Source organism: Caniella muris (assembly GCF_943193035.1).
GTDB classification, from domain to species: domain Bacteria; phylum Actinomycetota; class Coriobacteriia; order Coriobacteriales; family Atopobiaceae; genus Granulimonas; species Granulimonas faecalis.
This window is the reverse complement of sequence record NZ_CALPCK010000002.1, coordinates 131,497-147,946: the sequence shown is the minus strand read 5'-3', so window position 1 is coordinate 147,946 and position 16,450 is coordinate 131,497. Positions and strand designations below refer to the sequence as shown.

Annotated in this window: 15 protein-coding genes; 10 read left to right on the top strand and 5 right to left on the bottom strand. The window is 71.4% G+C overall.

From position 1 onward, the window contains the following. The first annotated feature begins 20 nt into the window (after positions 1 to 20). From NFR49_RS10175 to NFR49_RS07690, 10 genes are all read left to right on the top strand, one after another. On the top strand, positions 21 to 146 hold the full coding sequence (locus NFR49_RS10175) for a hypothetical protein (RefSeq protein ID WP_275557151.1): 126 nt from the start codon (positions 21 to 23) through the stop codon (positions 144 to 146). Between the two features lie 423 nt (positions 147 to 569). Then, positions 570 to 1,457: a substrate-binding domain-containing protein gene (locus tag NFR49_RS07730; protein ID WP_251159067.1), complete on the top strand. Its 888-nt coding sequence runs from the start codon at positions 570 to 572 to the stop codon at positions 1,455 to 1,457. A 4-nt stretch (positions 1,458 to 1,461) separates the two neighbouring features. Next, positions 1,462 to 2,322 carry a phosphate ABC transporter permease subunit PstC gene (gene pstC, locus NFR49_RS07725; protein WP_251159066.1) on the top strand — a complete coding sequence of 287 codons (861 nt, stop codon included), beginning with the start codon at positions 1,462 to 1,464 and terminating at the stop codon, positions 2,320 to 2,322. Continuing rightward, positions 2,319 to 3,209, top strand: coding sequence for a phosphate ABC transporter permease PstA (gene pstA, locus NFR49_RS07720; protein WP_251159065.1), 891 nt, complete (start codon positions 2,319 to 2,321; stop codon positions 3,207 to 3,209). Before pstC ends, pstA begins: the two co-directional genes overlap by 4 nt. Continuing rightward, on the top strand, positions 3,209 to 4,048 hold the full coding sequence (gene pstB / locus NFR49_RS07715; protein WP_251159064.1) for a phosphate ABC transporter ATP-binding protein PstB: 840 nt from the start codon (positions 3,209 to 3,211) through the stop codon (positions 4,046 to 4,048). The genes pstA and pstB overlap by 1 nt, the downstream gene beginning before the upstream one ends. A gap of 53 nt (positions 4,049 to 4,101) precedes the next feature. Further along, a complete protein-coding gene (locus NFR49_RS07710) occupies positions 4,102 to 4,821 on the top strand; it encodes a response regulator transcription factor (protein ID WP_251159063.1) in 720 nt (239 codons plus the stop codon). After that, on the top strand, positions 4,814 to 6,202 hold the full coding sequence (locus NFR49_RS07705; RefSeq protein WP_251159062.1) for a sensor histidine kinase: 1,389 nt from the start codon (positions 4,814 to 4,816) through the stop codon (positions 6,200 to 6,202). The genes NFR49_RS07710 and NFR49_RS07705 overlap by 8 nt, the downstream gene beginning before the upstream one ends. A gap of 336 nt (positions 6,203 to 6,538) precedes the next feature. Next, complete coding sequence (locus NFR49_RS07700) at positions 6,539 to 7,552, top strand: alpha/beta hydrolase (RefSeq protein WP_251159061.1); 1,014 nt, start codon at positions 6,539 to 6,541, stop codon at positions 7,550 to 7,552. Then, positions 7,525 to 8,886 carry a phthiocerol/phthiodiolone dimycocerosyl transferase family protein gene (locus tag NFR49_RS07695; protein ID WP_251159060.1) on the top strand — a complete coding sequence of 454 codons (1,362 nt, stop codon included), beginning with the start codon at positions 7,525 to 7,527 and terminating at the stop codon, positions 8,884 to 8,886. Before NFR49_RS07700 ends, NFR49_RS07695 begins: the two co-directional genes overlap by 28 nt. Then, positions 8,883 to 9,539, top strand: a complete 657-nt coding sequence (locus NFR49_RS07690; RefSeq protein ID WP_251159318.1) for a DUF6320 domain-containing protein — start codon at positions 8,883 to 8,885, stop codon at positions 9,537 to 9,539. The genes NFR49_RS07695 and NFR49_RS07690 overlap by 4 nt, the downstream gene beginning before the upstream one ends. Before the next feature lie 41 nt (positions 9,540 to 9,580). Here NFR49_RS07690 and NFR49_RS07685 read toward each other — a convergent pair whose 3' ends face one another. From NFR49_RS07685 to NFR49_RS07665, 5 genes are read right to left on the bottom strand one after another with little or no spacing between them, the layout of a single operon-like run. Beyond that, entirely contained in the window at positions 9,581 to 9,949 is a 369-nt protein-coding gene (locus tag NFR49_RS07685; protein WP_251159059.1) for an Hpt domain-containing protein, read from the bottom strand. An 11-nt stretch (positions 9,950 to 9,960) separates the two neighbouring features. Next, complete coding sequence (locus tag NFR49_RS07680) at positions 9,961 to 11,175, bottom strand: HD-GYP domain-containing protein (protein ID WP_251159058.1); 1,215 nt, start codon at positions 11,173 to 11,175, stop codon at positions 9,961 to 9,963. Between the two features lie 40 nt (positions 11,176 to 11,215). Next, on the bottom strand, positions 11,216 to 12,157 hold the full coding sequence (locus tag NFR49_RS07675) for a transglutaminase domain-containing protein (protein WP_251159057.1): 942 nt from the start codon (positions 12,155 to 12,157) through the stop codon (positions 11,216 to 11,218). Next, complete coding sequence (locus tag NFR49_RS07670) at positions 12,154 to 15,126, bottom strand: response regulator (protein WP_251159056.1); 2,973 nt, start codon at positions 15,124 to 15,126, stop codon at positions 12,154 to 12,156. The genes NFR49_RS07675 and NFR49_RS07670 overlap by 4 nt, the downstream gene beginning before the upstream one ends. A 9-nt stretch (positions 15,127 to 15,135) precedes the next feature. After that, positions 15,136 to 16,392, bottom strand: a complete 1,257-nt coding sequence (locus tag NFR49_RS07665) for an ABC transporter substrate-binding protein (RefSeq protein ID WP_251159055.1) — start codon at positions 16,390 to 16,392, stop codon at positions 15,136 to 15,138. Positions 16,393 to 16,450 lie beyond the last annotated feature (58 nt).

The window sequence follows — 16,450 nt, the reverse complement described above, 5'->3', positions numbered from 1 at the left end:
CCCATGCAGCGAAGGCGCGGATGCAACGAACCGTCGAAGACGGCGACCACGACTTCCGCATCACGGCCGACGTGGACCTCGACGCCACCCAGGAGAGCGACGGCGTGGTGTTCAAGAACTACCGCGCCGGCTTCTGGGAGGCCTAGCCCCTCCCGTCCCCCCCACCCGGACACTTTTGTCCCAATGGTCGGGCACTTTTGTCCCACCGCCACCCCGGCCGGGCACCCTGGGTTGCGCCGCATCCGCCCGCGGGCCGGGGGATGCCCGCAGAACGTTCTACGGGTGCCGGGGGCGCCCAAAACCACCCGTAGAAGCGTCTGCGGGTGACGGGGCCGCCGAGAAGCGCCCGCGGAACGTTCTGCGGGCGTTTTCCCACCCGCAAGACGTTCTGCGGGTGGCGAGGGCCGCGGCAGCCCCGTCAGCCGGGCGCTTTCGCCGTCGCATCTTGCGCAGTCGCCGTAGGATCGGGACCGTCCGGTCTTTACAGAAGCTTTTCATTGGGCTGACAACGGCTTGATGTGGGACCCCCATCATCGGTCTCGCATCTCGCCCCCGATGAAAGGACTCCCATGCACGCCCGTACCCGCCGCATCGCCGGCGCCCTCGCCGCGGTCCTCTGCGCCGTGGGCCTCGTCGCCTGCGGCCAGCCTCAGGCCTCCGCCGAGGCCGGCGGTTCCGTGAACGTCTTCTCCCGCGAGGACGGCAGCGGGACCCGCAGCGCGTTCGTCGAGCTCGTGGGCCTCGAGGAGAAGGCCTCCGACGGCACCCCCGTGGACCTCACGGCCAACGACGCCGTGATCACCAACTCCACCTCCGTCATGCTCACCTCCGTGGCCGGCGACCCCGACGGCATCGGCTACGTCTCCATGGGCTCCCTGTCCGACGCCGTGCGCGCCGTGGCCGTGGACGGCGTGGAGGCCACGCCCGCCAACGTCAAGAACGGCTCCTACAGGCTCTCCCGCCCCCTCAACCTCGTGACCGATGACGGCCTTTCCGACGCCGCCAAGGACTTCGTCGCCTTCGCCGAGAGCGCCGAGGGTCAGAAGGTGGCAGAGGAGGCCGGCTACGTGGCAGCGACCGACGGCGCCCCCTACACCCCGTCCGGCGCCTCCGGCAAGGTGGTCGTCGCCGGGTCCTCGTCGGTCGCCCCCGTGGCCGAGAAGATTGCCGAGGCCTACAAGGAGGCCAACCCCGCGGTCACCGTCGAGATCCAGACCTCGGACTCCACCACCGGCATAACCATGGCCTCCGACGGCACCGCCGACATCGGCATGGCCTCCCGCGCCCTCAAGGACAGCGAGGCCGCCAAGGGGCTGACCTGCTCCCCGGTGGCCCTCGACGGCATCGCCGTGGTCGTGGCGCCCTCCCAGGCCGTCACGGACCTGACCACGCAGCAGGTGCGCGACATCTTCGCGGGAGACGTCGCCTCGTGGGCAGAACTCCAGGGCCGAGGGTGACGCCGTGAAGACCAACATCCTCAAGGAGCGCGCGGCCCGCGCCGTCTTCGGCACGGCGGCGCTCGTCTCGGTGGCCGCCGTCGCCCTCATCTGCATCTTCCTGTTTGCCAACGGCATCCCGGCCATGGCCCGGATCGGCCTGCCCGACTTCCTCCTCGGCAGCACCTGGAAGCCCACGAGCGACCTCTACGGCATCTTCCCCATGCTCGTGGGCAGCGTCTATGTCACGGCCGGCGCCCTCGTCGTCGGCGTGCCCGCGGGCGTCCTCACGGCCATCTACCTCTCGCAGTTCGCAAGCGGCAGGCTGTCCACCCTGCTCAAGGGCGGCATCGACCTGCTCGCCGGCATCCCGTCGGTGGTCTACGGGTTCTTCGGCCTCATGGTGCTCGTGCCCTTCATCCGCACCGAGATGGCGGGTCGCGGCCTGTCGCTCCTGGCCGCCTCGATCCTCCTCGGCATCATGATCCTGCCCACCGTGGTGACCGTCTCCAAGAACGCGCTCGACGCCGTGCCCGAGTCCTACTACCAGGGCGCGGTGGCCGTGGGCGCGAGCCACGAGCGAGCCGTCTTCACCGTGGTGGTGCCGGCCGCGGCCTCGGGCATCCTGGCCTCCGTCGTGCTCGGCGTGGGCCGCGCCATGGGCGAGACCATGGCCGTGGTCATGGTGGCCGGGAACCAGCCCCAGGTCCCCGGGTCGGTCTTCGACGGCGTGCGCACCCTCACGGCCAACATCGTGCTCGAGATGGGCTACGCCGCCGACCTGCACCGCGGCGCCCTCATCGCCACGGGTGTCGTGCTCTTCGTCCTCGTCATGCTCGTCTGCGCCCTGTTCCACACCCTCAAGACCGAGAGGAGCGCCCAGTGAGCCCCACAGCCTGCGAGGCCGTCGCCGCCCCGGCGCGCCGCGCCCGCCGCGACTGGCCGACCCTCGCCCTCAGGGCCCTCGTGGGCCTCGGGGCCGCCCTCACCCTCGCGGTGTTGGCCGGCCTCGTGGGGTTCGTCCTCGTCCGGGGCGTGCCCCACATCACCGCCGACCTGTTCGCATGGGAGTACACCTCCGAGAACGTCTCCCTCATGCCGGCCCTGGTCTCCACGCTGCTCATGGCCGCCACCTCCCTGGGCGTGGCCGTGCCCGTGGGCGTCGCCGCAGCCATCTACCTGGTGGAGTACGCGAGGCCCGGCTCGCGGCTCGTCGCCGTCGTGCGCCTGACCTGCGAGACGCTCCAGGGCGTGCCCTCCATCGTGTACGGGCTCTTCGGCCTCCTGTTCTTCACGGGCGTGCTCGGCTGGGGGCTCTCCCTCGCCTCGGGCGCCGCGACCCTGGCCCTCATGGTGCTGCCGGTGATCGTGCGCACCACCGAGGAGGCCCTCATGGCCGTGCCGCAGTCCTGGCGCCAGGGAAGCTTCGCCCTGGGTGCCGGCCGTCTGCGTACCGTGGTGCGCTGCGTGCTGCCGAGCGCCGCTCCCGGTATCGCCGGTGGCGCCCTGCTGGCCCTCGGCCGCTGCGTGGGCGAGGTCGCGGCACTGCTCTTCACCGCCGGCACCGTGGCGCAGGTCCCCGACCTCCTCGGCCGGGGCCCGGGAGCGCTGCTCGACTCCTGCCGCACCCTCGCCACCCACATGTACGTGCTCGCCAACGAGGGCCTGCACGTGGACGAGGCCTACGCCTGCGCCGTCGTCCTGCTCGCCCTGGTCCTCGTTGTCAACCTTGCAACCAACCTCACCATGAGGCTCCTGAAGGGATCCCGCTGATGTTCGAGCCCACGCTGGCGCGGCCCGAGGCCGTCGCCGCCCCCTCCGCCCTCGTCGACGGCGAGCCCGCCGCCCCCCGCGCGGCGGCGGGCACCAAGATGGACGTCTCGCACCTCGACCTCTCCTACGGCCGCACCCACGTCCTCAGGGACGTGAGCCTGTCGTTCCCCGAGAAGGAGGTCTGCGCCCTCATCGGCCCCTCGGGCTGCGGCAAGTCGACACTGCTCAAGACGCTCAACCGCATGAACGAGCTCGCCCCCGGCTGCTCGGTCTCCGGTCTCGTGACGCTCGACGGCACCGACGTCTACCGCGACCTCGACGCCCAGGAGGTGCGGCGCCGCGTGGGCATGGTGTTCCAGCAGCCCAACCCCTTCCCCATGTCGATCTTCGACAACGTGGCCTACGGCCCTCGCACCCACGGCGTCCGCGACCGCGACGAGCTCGAGGGCCGCGTGGAGCAGGCCCTGCGCGACGCCGCCCTCTGGGACGAGGTCAAGGACCGCCTCAAGAGGAGCGCCCTCGGACTCTCCGGCGGCCAGCAGCAGCGCCTCTGCATCGCCCGCGCCCTGGCAGCCCAGCCGGAGGTCCTGCTCCTCGACGAGTCCACGAGCGCCCTCGACCCCATCTCCTGCGCCAAGATCGAGGAGCTCGTCATCTCCCTCAAGGGCTCCTACACCGTGGTGATGGTGACCCACAACATGCTGCAGGCCCTACGTATCTCCGACACCTGCGCCTTCTTCCTGATGGGGGAGATGGTAGAGGACGGCCCCACCGAGACCCTGTTCACGAGCCCCGCCGACCCGCGTTGCGCCGATTATGTGGCCGGGCGGTTCGGCTGACGCGCCTCCGGACTAGGATGGGTGCTGCCCGCACACGGCCCGAGGAGGAACCCATGGCGGAAGCCACGGTCTACTATCTCGAGGATGACCCGCGCATCCTCGAGCTCACGCTCTACACCCTCGCCCAGACGGGCATCCGCGCGGAGGGCTTCTCGTCGGCGGGGGAGTTCCTCGACGCCTGCGCCGAGTCCGCTCCCGACCTTGTGCTCCTCGACATCATGCTGCCCGACGTGGATGGCCTCACGGTGCTGCGCCGCCTGAGGGGCGAGCCGGCCACACGGGACGTCCCCGTCATGATGCTCACGGCCAAGGGCGACGAGCTCGACAAGGCCTACGGGCTCGACCTGGGCGCCGACGACTACCTGGCCAAGCCGTTCGGCATGGTGGAGCTGCTGGCCCGCGTGCGGGCGCTGCTCCGCCGCTCCCAGGCGCCCGCACGCGGGGAGGCGACCGAGCCGGGCCGCCTCTCGTTCGGGGGCATCGTGCTCGACGAGGGGCGCCACACCGTGACCGCCGGCGGCGTGCCCGTGTCGCTCACCCCCAAGGAGTTCGACCTGCTCAAGACCCTCATGGCCTCGTCCGGCCACGTGCTCTCGCGCGACCGCCTGCTCGCCGACGTGTGGGACGTCGCCTTCTCCGGTGGCACCCGCACGGTGGACGTGCACGTGCGCACGTTGCGCCAGAAGCTCGCCGCCGCGGCGCCGGGCTCCGAGCGCGCCGTCGAGACCGTGCGCGGCGTCGGCTACCGGCTCGGGGACGGCCACCATGGCTGACGGTCGCGGCACGGGCCGCAGGCGCCTCTCCACCACGGTGTTCGCCGCCCTCGTGGCCTCGGCCCTCGCCTGCGTGCTCGCCGCGTTCCTCGGTACCGCCGCCGTCTACTACGCCACCCACGAGGCCGGCGAAGCCCAGCGCCTGGCCGCCTTGGCCGAGGAGGCCGGCGCCACGCTGGGACCCTTGGACGCGGACGGCCGCCGCGCCATGCTGGCTGCCCAGCTCCCCGGGCCCGAACGCTACACCCTGGTGTCGTCCGACGGCGAGGTGCTCTTCGACAGCGCCGACGACGATGCCGGCTACCACGGCGACCGGCCCGAGGTCCTCGAGGCCGAGAAGGCCGGCTCCGCCTCGGTGAGCCGCCACTCCGCCACCCTGGGCCGCGACATGCTCTACGCCGCCCAGCGCCTCGCCGGCGGCGACGTGCTGCGCATCGCCGAGGAGCGCGAGTCGTTCGTGGCCTTCGCCGGCTCGTTCGTGCTGCCGGCCGCCGCCGTCATGGCCGCCGTGGCCGCGCTCGCCGCCGTGGCGTCGCGGCTCATCACCCGGAGGATCGTGGCGCCCTTCGCCGCCCTCGACGACGGGCTGCCCGCCCCCGACTGCTACCGGGAGGTGGCCCCACTCATCGAGCGCATCGAGGACCAGCAGGCGCGCCTGCGGGAGCAGAACCTCGAGCTGGCCCGTGCCGACACCATCCGACGAGACTTCTCGGCCAACGTCTCCCACGAGATGAAGACGCCGCTCCAGATCATCTCCGGGTACGCGGAGATCATCGACCGGGGCATCGCCGACGAGGCCGACACCCGCACCTTCGCCCACATCATCCACGACGAGGCCCAGCGCATGCGCTCCCTCATCGACGACGTGCTCACCCTCTCCCGCATGGACGAGCCCCTGGGCGCCGAGCAGGGTCCCGTGGACCTGCTCGACCTGGCCGGCTCCGTCCTGCGCCGCATGGCGCCGGTGGCCGACGCTGCCGAGGTGGGGCTCCGCGCCCTGGGGTCGCCCATCACGGTGGAGGCCAACGCCCGGCTGCTCGATCAGGCCCTCTCCAACCTGGTGGAGAACGCCGTGCGCTACAGCCCTGCCGGATCCCAGGTAACGGTGACCGTGGCCAAGGACTGCCACCCCGGCGATCCGGGCGCCGCGGCCGAGGCCGTGGTCTCGGTGCGCGACGAGGGGTGCGGCATCGCAGCCGACGAGCAGGGCAAGGTGTTCGAGCGCTTCTACCGCGTGGACAAGAGCCGCTCCAAGGAGACCGGGGGCACGGGTCTGGGACTGGCCATCGTGAAGCACGCGGTCGAGCAGTGCGGCGGCACCGTGGAGCTGGAGAGCACCCCGGGCGAGGGATCGGTGTTCCGGCTGCGGCTGCCCCTGTGAGCCCCGCGGGCCCCTGCCCTTGTCCCATCACTCGGACACTTTTGTCCCATCCGCAGGACGTCGTGCGGGTGCCGGAGCCGCGGCCGTTCTGCCTTCTCCCCACCTGAACACGTCTGAGGGCGACTTCCGAGGCCGTCCCCTGCGGAAAAGCGCCCTGGAACACGTTCAGGTGCGCGAAATCCGCCCCCATGCGCGTTCAGGTGGGAAAGAGGCCGCCCTCAATCGCGTTCAGGTGCCAGAGACGGTGCCGCAGCCGGGCCACAGGCGGCGCCGATGGGGTATCAACCCTTATGTTCTGCCGCCATCGCCCGTACCCGAGCCCCCGGAAGAGGACCCATGCCCTTCGAGAAAGTCGCCAAGGCCGCCGTCAAGGCCTACACCCACCTGAAGCCCGACGTCGTGGACGGCTACGAGGCCATCAGGGTCGCCGAGGAGGCGGCCTCCAAGATCGACGCGCCCCGCATCCGCATACGGGAGGGGCGCGTCTCGGTGACCGCCGACGACGGGCATGCCGTCGAGTGCCGCACCTTCACCCCGCTGGACCTCGACATCTCGCTCGACGGCGTCAAGGTGACCGACGACTGGAAGGGTACCGTCGTGTTCTTCCACGGCGGCGGCTGGGTCACCGGCCAGGTGGACCTCTACGCCGACGCCTGCAAGGACCTCGCGCTGGCCCTCAAGCGCCGCGTGGTGTCCGTGGACTACCGCCTGGCCCCCGAGAGCCGCTTCCCGGTGCCACTGGACGACTGCTACGCCGTGGCCCGGGCCGTCATGGCCGGCGAGGTCTTCTCCGACGTGAACCCCGACCACGTGGTCCTCATGGGCGACTCGGCCGGCGGCAACCTCGCCTGCGCCGTGGCCCTCAAGGCCCGCGACACCGGCGACTTCTCCGTGCCCCGCCAGATCCTGCTCTACCCCGTCCTCAACAACGACTACGGCCCCGACGCGCCCTTCGCCTCGGTGCACGAGAACGGCAGCGACTACATCCTCACAGCCGAGGACTGCCAGGAGTACCTCATGCTCTACGCGGCCAAGCCAGAGGACCTGGAGAACCCCTACCTCGCGCCGCTCCTGGAGACGGACCTCGCGGGGCTGCCGGAGACCCTGGTGGTCAGTGCCGAGCTCTGCCCGTTGCGTGACGAGGACGAGGAGTTCACCCGGCGCCTCGCCCAGGCGGGTACGAACTCCGCTGCCTATAGAATGCAAGACGTCATGCACGGCTACCTGCTCTACCCGTCGGCCGCCGACGCGGTGAAGACCACCTTCGCGATCTGCCGGAGCTTCCTCGACGGAGAGGGGCTGCCCAAGGGGAATGGATCGACGTGGCTCGAGATACGTGGTATCGCCTAGACAACATCGGCAAGTACTACTCGGCCCAGGCCGGGCGTCGGGCCCAGACGGTCTTCCGCTACTCGGCCACCATGGACGCCCCCGTCGACGAGGCCGCCCTCCAGCGGGCCCTCGACCGCACGGTGGGGCGGTTCCCCACCTTCTCCGTCGCCCTGCGCACGGGACTGTTCTGGCACTACCTCCAGCACGTGGACACCGTCCCCAAGGTGCACCAGGAGGACCTGCCCATCTGCGCCCCGCTCCACGCCGGCCACACCTCGGTGCTGTTCCGGGTGAGCTGGTACCGCGACCGCATCAACTTCGAGGTGAGCCACATGGTCTCCGACGGCCGCGGCTCGCTCTCCTTCTTCAAGGAGCTCCTCGGGGCCTACGTGGAGGAGGCCCTGGGGGTGACGGGCGTGCCCGAGAGCTACGCCGGCTCGACCTCGGAAAGCTCCGAGGACTCCTTCGACAAGAACTACGAGCCCGGGAAGCGGGGGGCGGCCGCCCTCTCCCGGGCCGTCCACGTGGGCAGCGCCAAGCATACGGAGGACCCCTCCTACTTCGAGTACCACCTCTCCTGCAGGGCGGTGCTCGACCTGGCCCACCGGTGGGACGTGAGCCTCACCTCGGTGATGGTGGCCGCCATGGCCCTGGCGGTGCGCCGGCAGATGCACCGCCGCGACGTGGGGAGGCGCCCCATCCGCATCGGCGTCCCGGTGGACCTCAGGGGCGCCTTCTCCTCCCAGACCACCCGCAACTTCTTCGGCCTGGCCTACGTGACCTTCGAGACCCGCGAGGCCGTGCCCGAGGCCGAGGACCTGGCCCGGGAGGCCCAGCGTCAGATCACCGACGCCACCCGGCCGGACAACATCAAGCTTCGTATGAACTCCATGATCCGCCTGGAGAAGAACCCCCTGGTGCGCGTGGCCCCGGTCTTCCTCAAGGACCTCGGCCTGGGCGTCGCCCGCTCCCAGGAGGGGCGCGGCGTCACCTGCGCCGTCTCCAACCTCGGGCGCGTGGTCCTCGACGGGGCCGTGGCCGCCCATGTGAGGGACGTCAACATCCTCACCTCCACCCAGGACCTCAACCTCACCCTGTGCTCCTTCGGGGACGACCTGTCCTGCGGCATCTCCACGGTCTACACCAACCTCGACGTGGTGCGCGACTTCTGCCGGTTCTTCTCGAGCCGGGGCATCCCCGGGACGGTCAACTGCAGCAAGGCCCGGCCGCTCAAGGAGCGCGACGGCGCCGCCTCCGACAGGGACCGCAGGCACCGGCCGCCCAAGGGCGCCCGCCGACGGCTGACCGGGGCGCGCAAGCCGCTGCCGGCCGAGAAGGGAGCCGGGGCATGAGACACTGTCCGGCCTGCGACCTCGACTACACCGGGGCCATCGACCGCTGCCCCCTCTGCCACGGGGAGCTCGTGGGGGAGCCGTCGCCGGCGGTCTTTCCCCACACCGACAACATCCGGCCCCAGAAGGCGCTGCTCACCATCGTCACGCTGGCGAGCGCCGTGGGCGCCCTCACCGTGGCGTTCCTCGCCCTTGTGGGGGCCGCGCGCTGGTCGGTGGCCCTGCCGGTGCTGGCCGTGGTTGCCGCCAACTACCTGCTGCTCAGGAACTTCCTCCACTACGACCCCGGGTTCGTGCGGGGGGCCTCGCGCTACCTGCTCATGCTGGTGGCCATAACCGTGGCATGGCGCCTGGTCTCGGGCATCGACGCCCTCACGAGCCTGGTGGCCCCCATCGTCTGCCTGGCCGCCATCGCCTTCGACGCGGTGCTGCTCCTGGCCTGGCGCGACCGGTTTGCCGGGGAGTTCTCGGCCTACCTGCTGCTCGACGTGGTGTGCGGGTTCATCCCTCTCGCCCTGGTGTGGCTGGGGCTCGCCCAATGGCCCGTCCTGGCCTACGTGAGCGCCTTCTGCGCCGGGCTGCTGGCCATATTCGTGCTGGTGTTCTTCCGCCGGGACATCATCGGGGCCGCAGGCCGCCTCTTCAACGCCTGACGGGCGCCCTCCCCGCGACCGGCGCGGCCCTCTCCCCGGGCTCACCCCAGCCGGTCGCGGATGGCGGCCATGGCCCTCCCGTAGGCGTCGCGGGCCGCGGGCATGAGGCGGGCCGCGGCGTCCACGTCCCCCGCCCGCAGGGCCTCGCAGACGGCGCCGGAGGTGTCGGCCACCGCCGTGAGCCCCACGTCGCGCGCCGTGCCCTTGAGGGTGTGCGACGCCCGGAAGGCCGTCTCCACGTCTCCCTCTGCCATGGCTTCCTCCAAGGTGGAGAAGGTGGGGTCGGCCCCGAAGAGCCTCACGAACCTCGCCACGCGCTCGGGGGAGCGGAGCCGGGCGAGCACGTCGGCGCAGTCCCCTCCCGCCGCCTCGAAGAACCCCTCGAGGTCGACCGCCTCGTTGCCTCCCATGGCGCCTCCTCTCAGGTGCCGGCCGCCGTCCCCATGGCCCGGGCCATGGAGACGACGTCGGACACCATGGACTCCTTGTCGGACCGCGACAGCTCGTCGATGTTCTCTATCTGGGAGATCACCGTCTGGATGCCCGCCCGGCCGACGGTCTCCGCGCTGCAGCGGCCCATCTCCCGCCGGATCTCGTCGGCGGCCTCCTCGAGGCAGGCGAGCAGCACCGGGTTGAAGGCGCCGCACTCCCCTCCCAGGATCATGCGGACCGCCGTGTCGTGGTCGTAGGCCGGCTTGTACACCCGCTCGCTCGTGAGGGCGTCGTAGACGTCGGCCAGGGCCACCACCTGGGCGCTCAGGGGGATCTGGTCGCCCACGAGGCCGTCGGGGTAGCCGCCGCCGTCCCAACGCTCGTGGTGCCAGCGGCAGATGTCGCGGGCGCACCGCACCAGGGGCTCGTCCTTGGCAAAGGGCAGGCTCTCGAGCATCTCGGCGCCCCGGGCACTGTGGGTGCGCATGACGGCGAACTCCTCCTCGGTGAGGCGCCCGGGCTTGTTGATGATCCGGGACGGCACGGCGATCTTGCCGATGTCGTGCAGGGCCGACGCCATGGTGATGCACGCGGCCTCGGACGGGTCGAGCACCAGGTCGGGGTCGAGGAGGCGCAGGTGCGACAGGATGGTGCCCACCATGGTGGCGATGTGCTCCACATGCAGGCCGCTCTCGCCGTTGTGGAACTCCACGATGTGGGCGAGGATCGAGACCATGAGGTTGCTCTGGCGCTCCCTCTCCACCATCTGGGAGGTCACCAGGGCGAGGAGCTCGTTCTGCTTCTGGTAGAGACGGATGGTGTTGCGCACGCGGTGGCGCACCACCCCCTCGTGGAAGGGCCTGCCGATGAAGTCGGTGACCCCCAGGGAGTAGGCCCGCTCGATGAAGGAGGGGCCGTCCTCGGCCGAGATGGTGACCACCGGCACCCGCTCGATCCACCCACGGCGGTTCATCTCGAGCAGCACGCCGAAACCGTCGAGGCGCGGCATGTTGATGTCGAGGATGACGAGGGAGAGGTCCCGCGCCCTCCCCTCGAGCACCTCGACCGCCTCCACGCCGTCACGGGCCTCGAGGACGTCGTAGTCGGGGGCCAGGATGTCCTTGAGCATCTCGCGGTTGAGGAGGGAGTCGTCCACCACGAGCACCGTCCTGCGGCCCACTTCCCTCAACGACTTGTCTGCCATGGCTGCTCCTCACGCCCCACGGGCCCTTAAGGTCTCGGTCTCAGTAGATGTAGCGGTCGCGGTAGCCGGTGCCCTCGCCCACGGTGGCCCCGGAGCCGGCCGCCCCGAAGGTGGTGTCCACCCGGCTCCACGTCCCGGGCTCCACCCTCACCTGCACCCCGTGCCACGCGCCGTCGATGTAGACGGCGTTCCAGGCGTGGTAGAGGTCGCCGGGGTCCACGTAGCCCGTGACCACCCGGCAGGGGATGCCGAGGCTTCGCAGCATGGCGCCGGCCAGGGCCGAGTAGTCGAGGCAGATGCCGGACCCCTCCTCCAGGGTGGCGTCGGGGTCGGGCACGTAGCCCGTGGTCGAGGAGAGCCGGGCGGCCTTGGCCTCGTCGTAGGAGACGTTCTCGCAGACCCAGGTGTAGACGGCCCGCACCACGTCGCCCTCGTTCTCGCAGCCGCCCGTTATCTCCTTGGCCCGGGCCACCACCGCGCTCGACGGGGTGTAGGGGCAGAAGACGTTGGGGGCCAGGAACGGGTCGAGGTCGCTGTCGAGGGCGCCGTCCCAGGAGACGGCGAGCACCTCCACGTAGGAGCTGCCCTCCACGTTGCGCATGACCCTGAAGGTGTAGGCGCCGTCGCCCATGTTCACCGGGCAGGTCACGGGGCTGCCGTCGGACGGGACGTCGTAGTTGTAGGAGGCGTCCTCGCACAGCACCTGGAACTTGTGGCGCACCCCGTCGGCCTGGGCCGTGGCGAAGACCACCCCCTGGGCCGCATGGGAGATGTCCACCGTGGCGCCGTTGGCCCCCTGGGCCGCCGCGGCGTCGTAGGAGAACGCCCTCACCTCCTCCGGCCGCTCCCAGGCGGGGCCGGAGGTCTCCCCCGCCCCGTCACCGGGGCCCGCGGCGGACGGTGCCGACCCGCCGGAGCACCCCGTCACGGCCAGGACGGCCGAGAGCAGGAGCGCCACCGGGGCCGTGGCCCGCCGCCTCACGGGCGCCCCTTTCCGTTGGCCGCCGCCCGCTTGGCCCGGGCCTCGCCGAGGACCGCCCCCAGGGAGGCGATGTCCACGGGCTTTGCCATGTGCATGTCCATGCCGGCCGCCAGGGCCCGGGCCACGTCGTCCACGAAGGCGTTGGCCGTCATGGCCACGATCGGGGTCGTGGCGGCGTCGGGATGGCCGCAGGAGCGGATGGCCCGGGTGGCCCCGTAGCCGTCCAAGACGGGCATCTGGACGTCCATGAGCACGGCGTCGAAGGTACCCGGCCGCGCCCCCTCGAAGCGCTCCAGGGCCTCCTGGCCGTTGGAGACGAGCTCCACGGTGGCCCCCTCCATGGCGAGGAGCTCCTCGAGGATGGACGCGGACAGGGCGTTGTCCTCGGCGGCCAGGAAATGGAGCCCCTCGATGGAGGCGTCACCGGGGGCGGGGGCCGCCTCCCCGCCGCAGCCGGAGAGCTCCTCGAGCAGCAGGGTCAGGCTCGAGAGGAAGAACGGTTTCTGGAGGAAGCCGTCGACCCCGGCGCCGTCGCAGGCCGACTCGGCGTCGGCGCGGTCGAAGGCGGTGAGCACCATGACCGGCACGTTGTGGGGGACCACCTCGCGAATGGCCCGGGCCGTCTGGGCCCCGTCCATGCCCGGCATCCTCCAGTCGACGATGACGAGGCCGAACCCGCGGCCCTCGGCCTCGGCCTCGGCGGCCATGGAGACGGCGTCGGCGCCGGTGAGGGCGAACTCGGCCCCCACCCCGGCGTCGCCCATGACGGCCACGACCTCGTCGCACACGGCCCGCTCGTCGTCGACCACCAGGACCCTGCCGATGCCCATACGCTCGAAGAACTCGCGGCTGTCCCTGTGCCGGGCCACCCTGAGCTCCAGGTCCACCACGAAGGTGCTCCCCCGGCCCACCTCGCTCTCCACCGAGATGGCGCCCCCCATGAGCTCCACGAGGCTCTTGGTGATGGCGAGGCCCAGGCCCGTCCCCTGGACCCGGTTGGTCACCGAGTTCTCCTCGCGGGTGAAGGGGTCGAAGAGGGTCTCCATGAACTCGGGGGCCATGCCCATGCCGTCGTCCCTCACGGTGAAGCGCAGGGTGACGAAGTTGGCCCGGGGGCTCGGCATCTGGACGAGATCGAACTCGACGGTGCCCCCCTCGGGGGTGTACTTCACGGCGTTGGTGATGATGTTGATGAGAACCTGGTTGATGCGGAGCTTGTCGCCCACCACGAGGCCGTCGCGGACCCCGGAGACGTTGACCCGGAAGTCCTGGCCCTTGGCGAGGGCCTGGGGCCTCGCGATGGTCACCACGTCCTCGGCCAGCTCCGAGAGCTCGAACTCCGAGAGGTTGAGGGTGGTCTTGCCGCTCTCGATCTTGGACATGTCGAGGACGTCGTTGAGCAGGCCCAGCATGTGCTGGGAGGAGGCCTGGATCTTGCGGGTGTGGTCGCGCACGAGGTCGGGGTCGCCGGCGTCGCGGAGCAGGAGCGTGGCCAGGCCCACGATGGCGTTCATGGGGGTGCGGATGTCGTGGCTCACGTTGGACAGGAACGTGCTCTTGGACTCGTTGGCCACCTCGGCCACGGAGAGGGCCTCCCGCAGCACCTCCTCGTTGCGGCGCTCCCGGGTGCGGTCGGACAGCACCGCCATGCAGCGGCGGCCGCCGTCGACCTCCACGTCGTAGAGGCTATCGGTGAACCAGAGGGGCTCGCCGGTGGCCCGGTTGTGGCGCAGGCCCTCGCGCACCACGGTGCGCCCGTCGTCGAGCGACGCCGTGTCCACGGGTCCCTCGGCGTCCTCGAGCTCGAGCACGGCGCAGTCGGCGCGCACCTCGTCGGGCCCCACGCCCAGGATCCGGTCCACGTTGGGGCTCACGTAGTCCACCCGTACCGGGTCGCGGCTCAACATGAGAAAGACCTCGTCGGTGGCGCTGGCCAGCACCGAGAAAAGCTCCTCGCGGGCCCGGGTCTCGGCGCCCTGGGCCCTCATGGAGCGGGTGAACCGGGAGGCCGCGAGGCCGAAGAAGGCGGCCGCCCCCACGACGAGGATCACGAGGAACAGCACCACCGTCGAGGTGCCGATGATGGCGTTGCCCTGCTCCATGATGACGTCGTCGGGGATCACCGACACCATTGACCACCCGTCGGTGTTCTCGATGGGCACGAAGGCCATGACACAGTCGCGGTCGTCCAGGCGCACCCGCACCACCCCGGAGCGGGAGGCGGCGAGGCTGTCGGTGAGGGCCGAGACGCTCTCGGCGCCGTTGGCCCCCGAGCCCACGGCCTCCACGATGTTTCCCTGCACGTCGTTGGAGTGGCGGCTCACCGGGCGCACGAGCACGTCGCCGCGCCCGTTGACGATGTAGGAGAAGCCCCGGTCCTCGAAGAAGGACATGGTGAACTCCTCGGAGATGCGCGAGACCGGCGCCCCCTCGTAGACCAGGGCCGGCACCCCGTCGGCGAAGTCGATGCGCTGGAAGTAGCCGACCATCTTGAGGCCGGTGTAGTCGCCCACGTAGGGCTCGCGCACGCCGCGGTCGGGGAAGTCGCGGTAGGCCTCCCAGACCTCGTCGGGGAGCCGGAGCCCCTCTGACTCGGTGCCGGTGTAGAGGTAGCCGGTGTCGAGGTTCACCACGCCGTAGATGTTCTGGGCCTTGTTGAAGTAGGCGCAGTGCTCCACGATGGCCGCCGTGTCGGTGGAGGCCACCGGCTCGAGCACCGACACCAGGATGTCGAGCTTCTTGAGGTCCTTCTCGAGGTAGACCTCGAAGGCGTGGGCGCTCTGGTCGGTGATCTCGAGGACGTCGTCGACCGTGCTCTTCCAGAGGCTGTCCTCGATGAAGCCGAGGTAGGCGAAGCCGGCCACGAGCACCGCCACCACGAAGGCGGCCCCGGCCAGAAGCAGGGCGGTGACGGAGGGGGCGGGGCCCGTGGGCCTGTCGGCGGCGGGGCGGTGGAACAGGGACGTCATGGCACCTCCTCAGGACACGGCGGCGGTGAGGGCGGCGAGGGCGTCTTCGGCCGAGGCCCCCGAGAAGACCGCCTCCACGGCACCGTCGAGGGCGTCGTCGAGGCCGTCGGGGCACCACAGGCCGTTGGCCGCCACCATGCGCCCGGCCGCCACGAGATCGCCGTAGGCAAGACGGTGGGGGCCGGCCTCGACCTCCGTGGCGGAGAGGGCCGGGTAGCACGAGCCGTCGTCGCAACGGGAGCCGTCGGCCTCGGGCCGCAGCAGGTGCTCCACGAAGGCGACCCCGTGGTCCCGCCGCTCCGACCCCCCGTTCACGGCGACGCACCCGTCGAGGTCGCAGACCCCGAAGGTGCGGCCGTCGGGACCCGGCAGCGGGCCCATGGACCAGGCGAGGTCGGGCCGCTCCCGGAGCAGGGCGTCGACGGCCCACGAGCCGGCGACCATGAACGGCGTGCGCCCCGCGGCGAAGGCCGACGAGGCCCCCCAGCCGTCGGACCCGGGCCGGACGGCCGAGAGGGCCACGGCGCCGGTGGCCACGAGCCGCTCCAGGAGGCGGAGCCCCGCAGAGGCCATGGCCGGGAGCCGCCCCCCGTCGCCGGTCAGCACCCCGTGGGCCCCCGTGCCCAGGGAGAGCAGGGACGGGCCGAGGACGAGCGCCCGGGCCAGGGAGCGGGCGTCGCCCTCCAGCAGGGGGGCGCCGCCGTCCCAGGAGCGGCAGAGCCCCAGGAGGCCGTCGAGGGTCCCCGGGGCGGAGAGGCCCTCGGCCCGGCACCGGTCGTCGGAACGGAACAGGGCGAACGGGACCGTCCGGGTGGGGACGGCCGCGAGACGCCCCTCGCCGTCGGTGAGGGCCTCGGCGGCGAAGGGAGCGACGGCGTCCGCCCCGGCGATGGAGGACAGGTCGCAGACCAGGCCCGCGTCGGCCACCATGCGGGCCTGGGCGGGGTCGACCGTGAAGACGTCGTCGAGGTGGCCGGTGGAGAGCCTGCGCTCGAAGGCCGTGGCGTAGAGGTCCCCCTCCACCTCGTCGTAGGTGAGGAGCACCTCGGGGTTCTCCCCCATGAAGGGGTCGACGGCGCCGGCCAGCGGCGAGTGGCCGAGGTAGGGCCCCGGGGTGCCCAGGACCGTGAGGGTCACCGACTGGGCCGCCTCGGCCTCGGGGGCGTAGAACACCGGGGAATCGGCCCAGCGGGAGCACCCGAGGGTTGCCAGGGACGCGACACCGAGGCCGCAGGCGGCCACGAACGCCCTCCTCGTGCAAGCCATCGCCCCTCCCCGGTCTCTCTCCCGAATATTCAGGATACGTTTAGACAATGGTCCCATC